Raw genomic sequence first — 16,591 nt, forward strand, 5'->3', positions numbered from 1 at the left:
AAACTATGAAACCAAGCAGAAGAGATTTTATCAAAGTATCGAGTTTATTTACCACTGGACTTTGTTTTAACAATGGTATGCCAAGCTCCATACAAAGGGCTTTGAGTATTGACCCTATTGAAAACAGTGATTTTACCCAAGCAGAGCATATTGTGTTTTTAATGCAAGAGAACCGCTCCTTTGACCATGCCTTTGGTTGTTTGCAAGGAGTAAGGGGATTTAATGACCCTAGGGCTATGCTTCAACCAGATGGTTTACCTGTTTACTTACAAAGTGATCCCCTTAATCATAAAATTTACGGTCCTTTTCACCTGGATTTAGTAAATACAAAAATTACCTGGATGGGTAGTTTACCTCACAGTTGGAAGGATATGGTAGAGGCTAGAAATAATGGGGATATGAATAATTGGCTAAATGCCAAAAGACCTTATGGGGAAGCTTTAAAATATGCCCCTTTAACCATGGGGTATTTTGAGCGTCAAGACATTCCTTTTTACTATGCACTAGCGGATGCCTTTACCGTATGTGATCAACACTTTTGCTCTTCTTTAACTGGGACAAGTGCCAATAGATCCTTTTTTTGGTCGGGTACTGTTAGAGAAAAACCCCATGATCCTGAGTCAACAGCTCATCTGGATAACGGTCAAATCAATTACAAAAATGTAGGGTGGAGTACCTATCCAGAGCGCTTGGAAAAAGCTGGTATATCTTGGAAGGTATATCAAAACGAGCTTAGTATTCCTGTGGGATTAACCAATGACCAGGAGAATTGGCTTGCTAATTTTACCGATAATAATCTAGAGTTTCACCAGCAATACAATGTGCGATTACACAAGGCCCATACCGAATATTTAGTTTTTGAAAAACAAAGAGTGGATGCAGCCTTAGAGAAAGAAGATTTAACCCCAGAGCAAAAAAGTGATCTAATCAAAAAACAAGAGCGCTTAGAAAAGGATATGGCTCGTTATAATCAAGAAGCTTTTGATAGGCTAAGTGATTTTGAAAAAGCTATCCACAAAAAGGCTTTTACCACCAATGAGCAAGATCCTAATTACCATGAGTTAGAGCAAATGCACTATCATAGTCAGGGTCAAGAAAAACAAACAAGCCTTCCAAAAGGAGATGTGTTTTATCAATTCAGAAAAGATGTAGATAGCGGACAGCTTCCTATGGTTAGCTGGCTTGTAGCACCTTGTAACTTCTCGGATCACCCTGGAGCTCCATGGTTTGGCGCTTGGTATTTATCCGAGGCAATAGATATATTAACTAAAGATCCAAAAGTATTTCAAAAGACTATTTTTATTCTAACCTATGATGAAAACGATGGATACTTTGATCACGTAGCTCCTTTTGTGCCTGCTTTACAAGGGGATTTATCTACTGGTAAAATGTCCCCAGATCTTTATAGCCCGCAAGAATGGGTTACCAAAGAGCAAGAAAGGAAAAGAAGTGGTAAACCCGATAGAGACTTTCAAAGCCCAATAGGATTTGGTTTTAGAGTTCCTATGGTTGTGGTTAGTCCATGGACAAAGGGAGGATGGGTAAATTCAGAAGTAATGGATTTAACCTCTACCATACAGTTTTTAGAATATTTTATTGAAAAGAAAACAGGTAAGAAGATTATAGAGCAAAATATCTCCCCTTATAGAAGGGCAGTTAGTGGAAATATGACTTCGGTTTTTCAACCAGCATCAAGTACTACAAAAGTGGAACTGGATTTTGTAGAAAGACAGCAAATTGTCCAAACCATTATGCAGGCTAAGGATAAAAAAGTGCCAGATTTATTTCAAGAGTATACCTTAGAACAAATCAAAAGCTCACCTACCTATAGGGATTTACCTGGTTTTGCTAAGCAAGAAAAGGGAGTAAAGAAAGCTTGTGCTTTACCATATAATATGATAGCTGATTTGCATTGTAAAGAGAGCCAACTTGAATTAGATTTTTCAAGTCAACCCCTTTTAAATAGCAATAAAACTTATGGGGCACCTTTACAGGTGTATTCCATAGGTAGCTATGCCCATAAGCAAGGGGCTAATTGGGACTTTACAGTCCTAAAGGACCAAAGCTTGGATTATACTTGGAAAGTGGACCAGTTTGAAGGGGAAAATACTCACCTTGTAATGCATGGGGCAAATGGGTTTTATCGCAGTTTTAAACAAAGTAAAACCCCAGTTGGTATACAAGTAAAGGTAAACTATACCCTTAATAAAGGTCTAATTGTTCACTTGCAAAACCAAAGTACTAGTTCTTTGTCTATCGAATTACAGGATAAGGTTTACTTAAAGAAGAGCCAAGAGATTACTTTAGGAGCTAAGCAAAGTCAAGAAATTACTTTAGATTACCAAAATTTTAAAGGATGGTATCAATTAGAATTACGCCTTAAAGGTCATCCTGCCTTTGAATACATTTACGCTGGTCATATAGAGGATAATTCCCCTAGTATAACCGATCCTTATATGGCGTCTTTATCCAATTAATTAAAAAGGACGGCCTAAAAGATAAAAAAGCCTAGCTATAGCTAGGCTTTTTGCGTTTCTATAAAAAGGAAATAATAATCGAAATTCAGGCGTTTTGTATTATAATGTATGCCAATAGGCTAAAAAAAAACAGTTCTAAAAGAAAAAAGCTTGACAATATGCTTGTAATTAAATCAATTTATTATCTTTAAAGGACTAACCAAAAGAAAATTGTATGAAAATATTAATACGCTTATTTGAAAAGTATGGGTATTTGTCTTCGGCATGTAAGAATGCGATTATTCAAAATACACAGACTTTTCAAAAGAACACCGGGGAAGCCTTACTTCAAGATGGACATTTAGCCACTAGTTTATACGTCTTAGAAAAAGGATGTGTTAGGGCATATTATACCTTAGAGACAAACCAAGAGATTGATTTGTGGTATGGCTTTGAGAATTCTATTATCGGATCTACTTTACATATGTATAAAAGCAGAACCTCCCTGCAGCGTATATCCTGTATGGAGCCATGTTTAATTCATGCCCTTCCAAGCGCTGCGCTACTTCGTTTATATAGAGAGTTTCCTGAACTAAATATTATAGTTAGACGCTTTATGGAGGATTATTGTTGTGAATTAGAGCATCGAATCTTTGTTTTGCACACCCAAAATGCCTTAGGGAGATATAGACAATTATTAAAGGATTTAAAAGAAAACATAAAGCGTATTCCCTCTAAAAATTTAGCTAGTTATTTAGGAGTGTCACAAGAAACTTTACTTCGAATGCAACAGGAGTAGGATAAATTTTAGAGTATTTGCTTATCTTTGTGTCCTTATAAAATAAAGATGAAAAATTTACTTCTACTTTTTGTTGCCATTATCTTTGAGGTTATTGCCACATCAAGCTTAAAGGCCTCTGAAGAATTTACCAAATTATGGCCTAGTATAATTACTATAGTTGGCTATGGGTTAGCTTTTTACTTTTTAAGTTTAACCCTAAGAAGTATTCCAATGGGTATTGCTTATGCAATGTGGTCTGGAATTGGAATCGTTTTAGTGAGTATAATAGGAGTATTTGTATATAACCAAAAACTGGACATGCCTGCTGTTATAGGAATGGCTTTAATTGTCTTAGGGGTTGTGGTTATCAATGTGTTTTCTAAAATGGGTGCACACTAAAAGACTTTACTGGCTATACTATAGACTACTTTGATGGTATTCTATGGTCTTATAGACGATCATTTCTAAGGAGGTTAGGTTAATGTGAGAAAGCTGTTGTACTTGCAAAGCGTTTCTCACTCTTTTAAAGTGACCTAAATTCTCCAATAAATACTCATGGTGTTTTACTCCTGAAAAAACATGTAGTAATAATAAATTTCTCTTAGGAGTAAAGCCTACTAAGGGTTTATTCTTTTCTTGATTACTTTGCTTTACTTTGATGGTTCTTTGCCCATATCCAATTAAATTGGCTTGGTACAAAGTAGGCGAGTAGTTAGTCCATCTTTCAAATAAAGACAATAAGGTTAAGCAGTCCTTTAATAAAGAATAGGAAGTAATAGTATTATGTAAATGCTGTTGTATACTTTCCAAGTTGTTAGAGGAAGAAGTCATAATAGGTAGAGAGTTAGGTTTTTAAAATAGGGCAATGTACTAAGAACTATAAAAACGCTATTAAGTACCTTATATTGTGGGTTCTAACCTATATAAATGTTAAAATTTATATTTTTCACCTTTTTTCATCGGACTTTTCTGTCTTTGTAAAAAATGCAACGCCAAAGTGTTAAAGTTGACTTTAAGCTAGTATAAAAGGCTGTTTTATTTTTTTATTTCGGATTTTTTGCGTTATTTTTAGAAATAAAATAGTTGATGATTATGGCTAAGACGAATCTTTTTAATTCCCACCAATACACCGTCTTTTTAGCCGAAAACGCTTTATATGGGTATAAGGACCAGAGCGGACAAATTCGCATTGCACCCACCTTTAAAAGCGCACAGTCTTTTAATAAGACAGGTTATGCGGTGGTAGAAAACCTTCAAGGTTTCTATGGTATTATTGATCAGCAAGGGCTTTTTATAGAACCTTGTAAATACCAAGGTATTGAACTTTATCAAGTAGGTAGGTATACTCTAGCTAACTTGGTATATACCTTTGGCGTGAAAAACAGATTTTGGCTATGGGATTATTTTCCCAATATCACCAAAGAAAATGTATTGGAAGTTTTACCATTATTTGAGCGCTTAAAAACAAGGGCTTGTAGTAGTGTAAAAATACTTTCAACCAATCAGGTGGTTTTAAGCCAAGTAGTTAGTCTACATGGTCCTTGGCAAAATCAAGGTTTTATTGAAATACAGGTAATAGCACAGCGATTCGTTGTAATACAAGGTAGTTTATATAAGACTAGGAGCAATAATAAAGGACTAAAAAAGATAATTAATAACTACATAGGTTTTTGTGACAATAAGAGTATTATCGTAGGTAAAATATCTAACCATAAAGCCAGAACTTATAATACACGTGGAAAGCGAATCCACAATTATGAAATCTTACCTCAAGGTGCTTTTACTATCACCTATAAAGGCAAAGAACATATGGTATGTATTGATGCAGATAAAAGTAAACTAGAGCAAAAGCCAATTATTTATAGAGACACTAAAAATTATGGCTTCTATTATGTTAATGCAAGATTTGAACTTCATCTTCCTATTCATTTAACTAGAGTAGATATTAAAGATCCTTCTTGTATTGTGGAAATTTGGAAGAATATCACCAATGTGATGCCTTTAGTTGAAAAAGACTTATTTATAATTGAGGTGATTTCTTGGGATCAAAACCCAGTTAGCTATCTCTATTTTAGTTTAAGTAAAAATGGTGTATTAAAAGACTATGATTACACCTTTGAAGCAACAAATAGTATAGAAGATCACCCTTTAGAGTCCTTCGAAGTGGTAGGATAAGATAGGAAATAGAACTTCGGATCAAAATAAAACACTTTGCCTTGGCTAAAAAGGCATGCCCCAAAAAAGGTAAATACTTTTTTGGGGTTTTTATTTTAGATTATTTTTTATCAATAATTGCAACGGTTAAGCGGCTTATGCAGCTTAGCTTTTGCTGTTGGTCGTAGATTTTAATATCCCAAACATGGGTTGTTCTACCTAAGTGGACAGGGGTACATACTCCAGTTACTTTTCCTTGAGATACTGGTCTAAGATGGTTGGCATTTACCTCTAAGCCAACAGGTATCTTGTGGTCTAAATCAATGATTAGGCTACTTGCGTAAGAACCTAGTGTTTCGGCTAGTACCACAGAGGCTCCTCCGTGTAAAACACCCCAAGGCTGTTGGGTTTTCTCACTAAAGGGCATAGTAGCAGTTAAAGTGTTGTCTGTCCAATGGGTAAATTCAATACCAAGAAAAGTACCAATATAAGCTGGTGTTTGATTTAATGTGTGTAAATCTATAGGTTGTCTCCAAATCATTTTAAGGTAGAATTATAAGGTTATTCACTTTGCAAAATACAATTTAAATAAAGACTATAAACACAAAATTACTTTTAAAGGGATTTTTACAAAGTGTTTTTTGTAAAAGGTAGAGCAGTAAATACCACCAAAAACAACTGGGAGATACTATTGAGCATAAAAAAAACCCACTTTTAACAGTGGGTTTATATATTGGGTATAATGGAAATCGAGTACCCATTTACCTATAAAGGTAAATGTAAGTAGAATTTACCACATTACATAAGCTAAAGCTAAAGGATTGTAAAAATTACTCCACTTCTTGGCTAACTAATTTATTTTTAAAAGATTCCATCGTTTGATGTAAGGCTTGTTTTAAGTCTTGATCCTCAATGTTACCATCTTTAAAGTTGTCGTAAAAACTTGGTAAAGAAAAGCTTTCTATCACTTGGGCTCCATAGAAAGGAAAGATATTCTTAGCCGATTCTAATACTGTTGTTGCACCTCTTGGCCCAGGAGAAGTAGAAAGTAAAAGAGTAGGTTTATCTTTAAATACTTTCATGTCTATTTTAGAAGTCCAGTCAAATATATTTTTAAAGGCTGAGGTAAATGTACCATTATACTCTGCAAGACCTATAATTAAGATATCACTTTGCTCTAAAGCATTGGAAAAGTCTTGTGCCTGGGAAGGAATTCCTTCTAAACTTCTTTTTGGAGAGAAGATAGGCATTTCATAATCATTTAAATCTAGAATATTTACCTGAGCTGCTGGAAAGTGAATCAAAGTAGATTTTATTAATTCTAAGTTGATTGATTCTGTATTATTGGTTGCTGCGAATGCGGTTATTTTCATTTTGTATATCTATGTAAAATTTGTACTGCAAAAATACAACCCTTCTCTAACATTTGGACTTAATCTAGTACAAGAAATGTTTATGAGGTAAAAATATAGAATACTAAGTAAAAAGTGTGTTCTATTACTAAAAGTAGTCTTGTAAAGGATGTAAGTGTGTAGATTGCTTATAGAAGCATTGGTTTGTTTGTATATGTGTAAATGGTGTTTTTGTGGATTTAGGAGGCTTATGAAATATTTAACGTATAAATAAATGCAAAAAAAACTGTGAGAGCTTTTTTAGTCAGTATATACTTTGACTTGTAAATATTTGATTATTAGAAAATAAGCTTATACATTAGGTGTATATACCAAACAAAAACAAAAAATTAATTCATGAAAATATTTAGTAGTGCTCAAAGTAAAGAACTAGTAGCTCAAACCATTAGTAATCAATATATTTCTAGTTTTAAGCTAATAGAAAAGGCAGCTCTTAAAACAATGGAAGCTCTTAGCTTACGCCATAAATTATACCATAGTAACTTTGTATTTCTATGTGGAACTACCACCAATGGAGCTGTAGCTTTAGCCTTAGCTCGTATGATTAAAGAAGCTGGAGGCTTTGTAAAAGTATACTTAGTTCAGAGTAAGAAGTATAGTCCTGATAATGCTACCAACCAGGATTTAATGCAAGAAAGCGGTATTAAGGTTGAAAAATTCCTTCCCAATAAACATTCTATCACCATTAAAGAACAGGATATCATTATTGATGGTCTTTTTGGAATAGGATTAAAGGATATCTTGGACGAGAATTGGGCGGAGTTTTTTTCCAAATTAAACCAAAGTCCTGCCCTAGATAGAATATCTATAGAAATACCGAGTGGTATGTTCTGTGATAAAGCCACTTTAGTAAATGCTCCAGTATTTAAAGCAAATATGGTTTATACTTTTCAAAGCCCTAAACTGTCTTTGTTATTTGCTAGTAGTGGAGAGTGTGCTGCATCGTTTAATATTGTAGATGTTGGTTTGGATGTTTCTGCCCAAAATCAGCTTGTATGCAAACATTTTTACACTACAAGCGCATGGGTTAAACAAAGACTACAACAGAGTCTGAAATTTAGTACTAATAAAGAATTAGGTCATGGTATAATAATAGGAGGGGATAGTCCTGAATTAGGAAAAGTTATTTTAGGAGCCTCAGCGGCATTAAAAACGGGTCTTGGGACGCTTTGTTGTTATGTTCCCCAAAATGGTTATTTACCTATAGTATCTCAGCTCTGGCAAGTAAACTGTCTTTGTGATCCACAGCAACATTATTTAAGCCAGGTTCCTTTGCTTTCAGATTATAACGCAGTATCTATAGGTCTTGGAATTGACAAGGATTCTCCTAGTCAAAAGACTATTATTACTGCTTTGTCTGAGGTGGAGCAAACCAGTAAATTAATTATTTCTTCTAGAGCTGCTGAGGTAGTGGTTCAAGATCCAAAACTACTAGATAAACTACCAAGCAATTGTATCTTATATATACAACCAAGACAATTAGAAGTTTTAGTAGGAAAGTGGGAGGATGATTTTGAAAAATTAGCTAAACTACAAGCTATTTCTACACAGAAGAAACTAATATTTATCTTAGAAGCAGCTCATATGCAAATTGTCTTACCAGAGGATCAGATTTTCTTCAATTCCACTAGTAGCTTGCCATTTGCTGGTAGTTCGGAGGTATTGCATGGTGTGATTTTAGGACTTTTAGCCAAAGGCTATGACAATAAGCAAGCAGCTATACTTGGGGTATATATCCATGGGTTAGCTTGTCAACTGGCCCATAGTGAACTTAGTTACATAGGAGTAAATGCCATGGATTTAATACCATTTATTGATAAGGCTTTTAAAGAGGTAATGACACGTTAAAGCTAAGGGGGAAGAAAAGGGCTTTTGTCAAAGTGAAAATCCAGGAAAAAAACTTTACTTTTGACCTCTTATTAAAAAAGAAAAGGATGCTATGGATATAGAAGATTTAGTAGGAGATTATTGGGTAAAGGGAACCAACCAAGAACAGGACCAAGAAAGTTTTTACAAAGGTATACTCTCTTTATCTTTGGATTCTAATAGGCGTATTGTAGCAAAATGGACCATCGGGCAGGCTCTTCAATATGGAAAGGGATTCTTTAAGAATAATATTCTAGTAATCCACTTCAATTATAGAGGAGATATGGATAAAATTTACAAAGGGATCGCAGTGTATACCTGTTTGGAAGAAGGCCTTTTAGAGGGATTTTGGTCTGAAAAGTATGGAGACCCCCTTTATCTGGGTACAGAATATTGCACTAAAATAACAGATAAAAAGACTTTACATTAGTAATAATGAGTTATAAAAACGATTAAGGTACTAAAGTAGAGTGTAAATTCTTATATTTTTTAAGGAATTTTTAAGATTTATGGTTAAAATACTCTAAATGCATATTTATTGTAAGTGCTTGTAATGCAGTTGTTTGTGTGTTTATTTAACCAAATTAAATAAAGAATTAGAAAAAAGCACCTTTTTTAACCTAATTTTATCCCTTAGAAATACTACCTTTGCCAGTACAAACCTAATGTTTATAGTGGGGACTGTACTATTAGGTAAATCATCTTAATGAAAAATCTTTCCTTTTATTGAAAAAGGATGTTTTTTAGGATATTTTAAATCGCTTAGAATTTTATTCTAGGCGATTTTTTTATCTCTCTTGTTTAAAGCTATATAGGTAAGTAACACTAGAGTAGGACTCGTTAGCATTTCAATCTTAGATTGACTAGCCTAAGAAACAGAAGTACTTGAGGTAAAAATATTTTTACTTTTTTAAGGAAAAAGTGGTATTTTTGATTGTTAATATTTTCAACTCTCTATTACAATGTCTCCTAAGGCAATGATTTACTTTGAGTTGAGGTGTTTGCTTTATTATTTTAAAGTAAAGCTAAGGGCTTTGTTTTAAATAAATAGAGCTATTATGTTGATTTTAGGTGAAAAGGTTGTCTTTGTATTTCATTTGGACTGCTTTTTGCTGTTGATTAAAAAAATATTTATAATGAAAGTAGGAATAACTTTTAGTGCATTTGATCTTTTACACGCAGGGCATATTAAGATGTTAGAGGAAGCAAAAAGACAATGCGACTATTTAATCGTAGGATTGCAAACCGATCCAACTATAGATAGACCAAATAAGAACAAACCAACGCAAAGCGTAGTAGAGCGTTATATTCAATTAAAGGGGTGTAAATTTGTAGATGAAATCGTGCCTTATGCAACAGAAAGAGATTTAGAGGATATTTTACGTTCCTTTAAGATTGATGTTCGCATCTTAGGAGATGAATACGCAAATTTAAACTTTACCGGTAGAGATTACTGCCAAGAAAAGGGTATTGAGCTATATTTCAATACCAGAGATCACCGTTTCTCTAGTAGTTCTTTACGAAAAGAGGTAGCAGAGAAGGAGAATAGTAAAGTTATAAAGATAAGCTAGACTACTTATAGTTAAAATGCCAATAGGTTATTTTGACAAAAAATAATTAACACTTTTACCTTTGGTGGTAAAGGTGTTTTTTTTGGTCTTTTTTTACCTAGAAAGTTTGTTTTAGTATTCTTTAAACCATTTAATATGGCGGTAAAGCGATAAAATCAGTACATTGCAAGGTGAAATAAAAACAAAGAAATTACGCATGCAAAAAATTCAAACCATTTGTTGTATTGGCGCTGGTTATGTTGGAGGACCAACCATGGCAGTTATTGCGGCAAAGAATCCCCATATTCAAGTAACCGTAGTGGATATTAATGTATCCCGTATTGCTGCATGGAATACGCAAGACTTATCCCAATTACCTATTTATGAGCCTGGATTGGCCTCAATAATCGCTCAGACAAGAGGGGTGAATTTATTCTTTGATACAGATGTAGATAAAGCCATTGATGCGGCCGATATGATCTTTATTTCGGTAAACACACCAACTAAGACCTATGGAAAGGGTAAAGGTATGGCTGCCGATTTAAAATACATCGAGCTTTGTGCCCGCCAAATAGCAAGAGTAGCTACAAAGGATAAAATTGTGGTAGAGAAATCTACTCTACCAGTGAAGACTGCATCAGCTATTAAACAAATATTAGATCAAACTGGGAATGGAGTGAATTTTGAGATTTTAAGTAATCCGGAGTTTTTAGCCGAAGGAACTGCCATTGAGGATTTACTTCATCCAGATCGCGTGTTAATTGGAAGCTCTAGTTCTGCTAAGAACAATCATGCTGTACAGGCTTTGGTAGATATTTATGCTAGTTGGGTAGATAAAGATAAGATATTAACTACTAATTTATGGTCAAGCGAGCTTTCCAAACTTGTAGCTAATGCCTTTTTAGCACAAAGAGTATCTTCCATCAATGCTATTTCTGAGCTTTGTGAGGTTTCCGGAGCGGATATCAACGAAGTGGCAAAGGCCATTGGAATGGATTCGCGCATTGGTAGCAAGTTTTTAAAGGCCTCCGTTGGCTTTGGAGGATCTTGTTTTCAAAAAGATATTTTAAATTTAGTATATATAGCTCAAAGTTATGGTTTGAGTGAGGTCGCAACCTATTGGCAACAGGTTATTGATTTTAATGACTATCAAAAAAGTAGGTTTGCCTCAAAGATTGTCAAAACTCTTTTCAATACAGTAAATGGAAAGAAAATTGCATTTTTAGGATGGGCTTTTAAGAAGAATACCAATGATACTAGAGAGTCGGCAGCAATTCAAGTAGCTAATGAATTAATGGAAGAAAGAGCTATAATTCACGTATACGATCCCAAGGTGTCTTCTGCTCAAATTACCAAAGATATTGATGATTTACAAACTAGGAGCAATCAAGAAAACCAAGGTCTTTTACAAGTGCATAACAATGCCTATAGCGCACTAGAAAATGCCCATGGGATAGCTGTTTTAACCGAGTGGGACGAGTTTAAAGACTATGACTGGCAAAGGGTGTACGACAATATGCTAAAGCCAGCCTTTGTATTTGATGGGCGAAATGTTTTAGACAAAGAGAAATTACAAAACATTGGATTTGTTGTCTTTAGTATTGGAGATGGGTCCTGTGAATAATTAAGTAGCTAAGAGGATAAATATATAGAATAAAAAAGACCTTGTTTTTTTAAAAACAAGGTCTTTTTTTGATTAGTGGTTAATGTAAAATTTTTCTATAATAAGGGAAAAGCGAAACTTACTGTTAGTATTGTATGCAATCTCTTGGAGAGAGTTTCTTATATAGCTTTTTCTTAAAAAGTGGGTTTGGTAAAATGCTATTTACCCACCCTTGGTCTTTTTTTAGGAGGCATATAGAAATGTATTCTCTTTTATGTACTTGATTGTTAGACAAATATAGTGAAAAATAAGATAGTAAAAAACGGCAAATGTTAAACTTTAGAAGGTCTGCTTATTTTTAACAGTCTTTAGATGGTTATTTTTCCAGTTTTCTTTAATATTCTCTGGCTTTACAAAGCTTAATGGAGGTTAATAAAAACTAAGCTATGCAATACGTTTGAAAGATATAAAAGGCAAGGGTGTCTCCAATAAAAGATAAAACACCCATAAAGATACTTTGCTAGAGAAATAAAATATTTTCTCTAGAGGTAATAATTTAGCTTTTTTAAGTTTGATAGATGAAACTTTATATGTATTTTTGTAGTCTTAAAGTCCAATGATTAAATCAAAGGGTTTAAAAAAGAAAGTGATATAAGCATACAAAAAAGGTATTTATATAGATTCATCTATACTATTTTTTCGACTCATACCTTTTTAATGTTTAAAAGTTCATATTATCAAAAGCCTTCCTTTATAGGGGGGCTTTTTTTTATGGATAGTATTAAAAGAGAATTTACTATATAAAAAAAGGCTGTTATTACTTAGTAATAACAGCCTTTAGGCCTTAAATTAGTGCAACTCTTAAAAGAAGTAATACTCCACTAAAGGAGTAATACCTTATTAATTATGCTCTACGAACGTTAACAGCGTTAAGTCCTTTTTTTCCTTTTTCTACTTCAAAAACAACGTGGTCGTTCTCACGGATAGATTCGTTTAAACCTGTAGTGTGAACAAAGATGTCTTGTCCTCCGTCTTGTGGAGTAATAAATCCGAAACCTTTAGTTTCGTTGAAGAATTTTACGATTCCTTCTTGCATGGTAATTAAAATTAAAAATTATTATATGATTTTCACGTCTAAGGCTCTTAAGCCTTTGGTTGTTTTTTGTTTTTTAAAGCTTACTTTATCTCCTTGTGTAAGTGGTGTACCCACATCAGAACTGTGTACAAATAAGCTATCTTTTGAGTTGTCTTGGGTGATAAATCCGTAGCCTTTATCACTGTAATAGGTAACTACCCCTGTGTGTTCTTTGTCTATTGTATCCCTTTGGATAGTCTTAGTGAACTTTTGTTGTTCTTCTTTTTGTTGATCAGGATGAACATCGGTTAGATTTCCATTTTGATCTACATAAACAAACATCTCTTCTAAAGACTTTCCTTTATTGTTGTTGCTTTTACGCTCTTCTCTTCGTTTTGCTTTCTCATTGAGCTTTTGCGCCTTTTTTTTAGAATTTTCCTTTTTAGAAAAAGAATCAGCCATATTTAGAATAGATTTAAGGTTAAAGAATTACTCTTGTTGATCTTTGATCGCAAGTTTAACTCCCGTTAATTTTTGAATGTTCTTTAAGTCGTTTTTCTCTTGTGCAGAACACAGTGAGATAGCAACTCCACTTTTACCTGCCCTTCCAGTTCTACCAATACGGTGAACATAGGTTTCAGGTACATTTGGAATCTCAAAATTAATTACAAAAGGTAATTTATCAATATCGATTCCTCTTGCTGCAATATCTGTGGCGATTAAAATCTTATTACTACCGCTTTTAAATTCATTCAAAGCCTTAACTCTAGCACTTTGGCTTTTATTACCGTGAATGGCTGCCGATTTAATCTGTGCTTTTTGCAAGTATTTTACTAAGTTGTTAGCTCCGTGCTTGGTACGAGTAAAAACTAAGATTTGTTCTTGGGAATTGTTTAGTAATAAACTTTTTAAAAGCTCTTTCTTTTGCTCTTTTTCAGCAAAATACACATATTGAGCTATTTTTTGTGCCGTTAAGGTTTTAGCTTTCACTTGTACCTTTACTGGCTTTTTTAATATCGTTTTTGCAAACTTTTCAATCGGCTCAGGCATAGTTGCTGAGAAGAATAAAGTTTGTTTTTTTAATGGGGTTAATTGTAAGATTTTCTTAATATCATGTATAAAACCCATATCTAGCATTTGATCTGCTTCATCTAATACAAGATACTTAATTGAGGATATTTTTACAATTTTTTGACCTAAAAAATCCAATAATCTTCCTGGAGTGGCTACAAGTACTTGTGGGTTTTGTCTTAATGTTCTTATTTGTGCATTAACTGGAACTCCACCAAATATACTAGCTGTCTTAATTTTTAAAGGTCCTCCAATATCTTTAAAGGTCTTTTCAACTTGAAGGGCTAATTCCCTAGTTGGAACAACCACTAAAGCAACAATAGAATTGGAATCGGAAGGGTTTAAAGAAATTTGATTTAAAATAGGAATAGCAAAAGCAGCCGTCTTACCTGTACCTGTTTGAGCGCATCCTATGATATCTTTGTTTTGTAGTATAGCAGGAATGGCTTGGCTTTGTATAGATGTAGGTGTTTTATAACCTATTTTATCAATAGATTCTAAGAGGGCACTAGAAAGAGAAAGGTCTTTGAAATTCATTTGCACTTAATTGTGTTTATCTTATTGTAAAGTTTAAACACAGTATTGTTATTAATTATTTATATATCGCTGTATTAACGATCTCAGCTTAATATAAATGTAGGGCTTTTATTTGAATTATGTACAAAGATTTAACTCTTTATTTTTTAATTAAATACCAATACGTATTAAAATACGAATTGATTGAGGGCACTGCTTGCATTTATGACCTAAAATATACGTGCATTTTTTACAAAGCACTTTAGATCGTAAATATTTATCTTCACTAGAATCAAAAAATAGGTTGGAGTTTAGCTTAGTTAGGAACTAGTCAAAGCTTATTTGCTTTGTTATTACCTTTAACAAGCATTAAACATGGTTATCACCTACCTTTTTAATACGATGCAAATGTACAACTAAAATTCTAATAATATAATTTTTTTTAAAAAAGAATAAAAAACTTTTATTGAGCACTTGGTTTTATTGGAGCAAATAGAAAAAAAGAGGCGATTTGTTTGATTTTTTCTAATCATTATCCGTTAAAAACTTTAGGTAAAATTTTTTTTTTAACACTGCTAAGTACTGATATGCTTGGATTTCCATAGTTTAAAAGAGTAACTTTTTAGTCATTTGCTCCTATGGTCTACTACTAGGGGAGTAGTAGTAGCTCTAAAGCGCTATTTTGTTAATCTATTTATTAAAAAAAAGAATTTTGGCTTAATTATGTGAGGTTTTTTTATATAAATGCTTTTTGATATAGTAAAAAATGAGTAAATTTGGGTAAGATCCAATTCTGGATGAACTAAAATTATTTACTATGAAAAAGAAAATTCAATTATTGGTAGTTGCTCTAGGGGTGTCTTTAGGGGCTTTTGCTCAAAGTACAGTGGATAAAATGGATTTATCAATATTCCCAGCGCCAAAACAAGGATATAAACAAGTGGTTATTGAGGTACCACATTCTGATTTAGACCATAGCAAGAAAGTTGAGCTATATGTAGGTAAATATATGGAAGTAGATGGTTGTAATACGTATTCTTTATCTGGAGTATTAGATAGTAAAGATCTTCAAGGATGGGGATATAAATATTATGATTTTACAACAGACGGCAATGTAGCCTCTACTTTAATGGGATGTCCTGATGCAGACAAAAAATATGAGTTTGTTTTTGCCAAACCTGAGTTAATGCGTTATAATGGTCGTATGCCAATTGTGGTTTACGTACCGGAAGATTACCAAGTGAAATATAAAATATACCAAACTAATCAAGAGTTCTTTCAAGGTGCTGATGTAGCTAAGAAAAGAAAGTAATTCTTTTTAATGGACAATAATAACTAAAGTTAAAAAGACACTAGATTCTAGTGTCTTTTAGCATAAATAATGCAAATTATATTAAACAACCTAAAACTATGAAAAAATCAAATCTATTAGTATTTGGCGCTTTGGCTTTAGCCTTAAGCTTTACTGCTTGTAAAACAGAGAATAAAGAAAAGCAAGACTCACAAACTACTACAGAGCAAACTACAGCATCTCAGGAGTTTACTGGGCAAGATGGACATACTACCCAAAATTCTGTAGACTGGGATGGTACTTATCAAGGAGTGATTCCATGTGCTGATTGCCCTGGTATTAAAGTAACTATTGTGTTAAACCCTGATGGTACTTTCCAAAGAGAAGATGTTTATATGGATAAAAAAGATGGCACAATAAATGAAACAGGTAGCTTTACTTGGGATAAAACAGGTACTATTGTAACATTAAAAGGTAAAGATCAAATCTCTCAGTTTAAAGTGCAAGAGGGTAACATAGTAATGTTAGATACCGATGGAAACATCATCGAGGGGCCTTTAGCACAGAATTATGTGTTAAAGAAATTACCATAGGGTATTACCTTTTCAAATTGGGATCGGAACCAATTTAGAATAGAATAAATAATAAGGGGTCTTTTTTAAAAAAAAAGACCCCTTATTTTATTTTTATGTCACGTCCTAGTATAACGATACAACAAAAGTAATCGTTATGGCAAACCCTTATGTAAAGCGTACTCAAAAAGATTATACGCTAAGTTTCAAATTTCAAGTTGTTCAGGAAATTGAGCAAGGACAA

Annotated in this window: 16 protein-coding genes; 10 read left to right on the plus strand and 6 right to left on the minus strand. The window is 33.4% G+C overall.

All coding sequences use genetic code 11. From position 1 onward, the window contains the following. The first annotated feature begins 5 nt into the window (after positions 1-5). From ACYSNM_RS12560 to ACYSNM_RS12570, 3 genes are all read left to right on the plus strand, one after another. Positions 6-2,477: a phosphocholine-specific phospholipase C gene (locus tag ACYSNM_RS12560; RefSeq protein ID WP_461757223.1), complete on the plus strand. Its 2,472-nt coding sequence runs from the start codon at positions 6-8 to the stop codon at positions 2,475-2,477. Positions 2,478-2,691: 214 nt separating this feature from the next. Continuing rightward, the gene (locus ACYSNM_RS12565) at positions 2,692-3,255 is read left to right on the plus strand and encodes a Crp/Fnr family transcriptional regulator (RefSeq protein WP_461757224.1); all 564 of its coding nucleotides are present in this window, start codon (positions 2,692-2,694) and stop codon (positions 3,253-3,255) included. Between the two features lie 48 nt (positions 3,256-3,303). Beyond that, on the plus strand, positions 3,304-3,636 hold the full coding sequence (locus ACYSNM_RS12570) for a DMT family transporter (protein ID WP_461757225.1): 333 nt from the start codon (positions 3,304-3,306) through the stop codon (positions 3,634-3,636). 18 nt (positions 3,637-3,654) lie between these two features. On the opposite strand, the gene ACYSNM_RS12575 is transcribed toward ACYSNM_RS12570, so the two are convergent. Then, entirely contained in the window at positions 3,655-4,068 is a 414-nt protein-coding gene (locus tag ACYSNM_RS12575) for a hypothetical protein (protein ID WP_461757226.1), read from the minus strand. Positions 4,069-4,329: 261 nt separating this feature from the next. Between ACYSNM_RS12575 and ACYSNM_RS12580 the strand changes: the two genes are divergently transcribed. After that, positions 4,330-5,412 carry a WG repeat-containing protein gene (locus ACYSNM_RS12580; protein ID WP_461757227.1) on the plus strand — a complete coding sequence of 361 codons (1,083 nt, stop codon included), beginning with the start codon at positions 4,330-4,332 and terminating at the stop codon, positions 5,410-5,412. 100 nt (positions 5,413-5,512) lie between these two features. On the opposite strand, the gene ACYSNM_RS12585 is transcribed toward ACYSNM_RS12580, so the two are convergent. Both ACYSNM_RS12585 and ACYSNM_RS12590 read right to left on the minus strand, forming a co-directional pair. After that, positions 5,513-5,932, minus strand: coding sequence for a hotdog fold thioesterase (locus ACYSNM_RS12585; RefSeq protein WP_461757228.1), 420 nt, complete (start codon positions 5,930-5,932; stop codon positions 5,513-5,515). A 289-nt stretch (positions 5,933-6,221) separates the two neighbouring features. Further along, the gene (locus ACYSNM_RS12590; RefSeq protein WP_461757229.1) at positions 6,222-6,764 is read right to left on the minus strand and encodes an NADPH-dependent FMN reductase; all 543 of its coding nucleotides are present in this window, start codon (positions 6,762-6,764) and stop codon (positions 6,222-6,224) included. Between the two features lie 375 nt (positions 6,765-7,139). Between ACYSNM_RS12590 and ACYSNM_RS12595 the strand changes: the two genes are divergently transcribed. From ACYSNM_RS12595 to ACYSNM_RS12610, 4 genes are all read left to right on the plus strand, one after another. After that, the gene (locus ACYSNM_RS12595; RefSeq protein WP_461757230.1) at positions 7,140-8,651 is read left to right on the plus strand and encodes an NAD(P)H-hydrate epimerase; all 1,512 of its coding nucleotides are present in this window, start codon (positions 7,140-7,142) and stop codon (positions 8,649-8,651) included. Positions 8,652-8,742: 91 nt separating this feature from the next. Continuing rightward, a complete protein-coding gene (locus ACYSNM_RS12600; RefSeq protein ID WP_461757231.1) occupies positions 8,743-9,099 on the plus strand; it encodes a hypothetical protein in 357 nt (118 codons plus the stop codon). 706 nt (positions 9,100-9,805) lie between these two features. Then, a complete protein-coding gene (locus ACYSNM_RS12605) occupies positions 9,806-10,240 on the plus strand; it encodes an adenylyltransferase/cytidyltransferase family protein (protein ID WP_461753976.1) in 435 nt (144 codons plus the stop codon). Positions 10,241-10,436: 196 nt separating this feature from the next. Continuing rightward, positions 10,437-11,843 carry a nucleotide sugar dehydrogenase gene (locus ACYSNM_RS12610; protein WP_461757232.1) on the plus strand — a complete coding sequence of 469 codons (1,407 nt, stop codon included), beginning with the start codon at positions 10,437-10,439 and terminating at the stop codon, positions 11,841-11,843. A gap of 883 nt (positions 11,844-12,726) precedes the next feature. On the opposite strand, the gene ACYSNM_RS12615 is transcribed toward ACYSNM_RS12610, so the two are convergent. From ACYSNM_RS12615 to ACYSNM_RS12625, 3 genes are read right to left on the minus strand one after another with little or no spacing between them, the layout of a single operon-like run. Next, positions 12,727-12,918, minus strand: coding sequence for a cold-shock protein (locus ACYSNM_RS12615; RefSeq protein WP_461755060.1), 192 nt, complete (start codon positions 12,916-12,918; stop codon positions 12,727-12,729). Positions 12,919-12,939: 21 nt separating this feature from the next. Continuing rightward, positions 12,940-13,359 carry a cold-shock protein gene (locus tag ACYSNM_RS12620; protein ID WP_461757233.1) on the minus strand — a complete coding sequence of 140 codons (420 nt, stop codon included), beginning with the start codon at positions 13,357-13,359 and terminating at the stop codon, positions 12,940-12,942. Between the two features lie 27 nt (positions 13,360-13,386). Next, positions 13,387-14,505, minus strand: a complete 1,119-nt coding sequence (locus ACYSNM_RS12625; RefSeq protein ID WP_461757234.1) for a DEAD/DEAH box helicase — start codon at positions 14,503-14,505, stop codon at positions 13,387-13,389. A gap of 796 nt (positions 14,506-15,301) precedes the next feature. Here ACYSNM_RS12625 and ACYSNM_RS12630 point away from each other — a divergent pair. Next, complete coding sequence (locus ACYSNM_RS12630) at positions 15,302-15,796, plus strand: ecotin family protein (RefSeq protein ID WP_461757235.1); 495 nt, start codon at positions 15,302-15,304, stop codon at positions 15,794-15,796. Between the two features lie 98 nt (positions 15,797-15,894). After that, positions 15,895-16,368 carry a copper resistance protein NlpE gene (locus tag ACYSNM_RS12635; protein WP_461757236.1) on the plus strand — a complete coding sequence of 158 codons (474 nt, stop codon included), beginning with the start codon at positions 15,895-15,897 and terminating at the stop codon, positions 16,366-16,368. Positions 16,369-16,591: the final 223 nt, after the last annotated feature.

The sequence above is a fragment of the Myroides sp. LJL116 genome, from assembly GCF_054871685.1.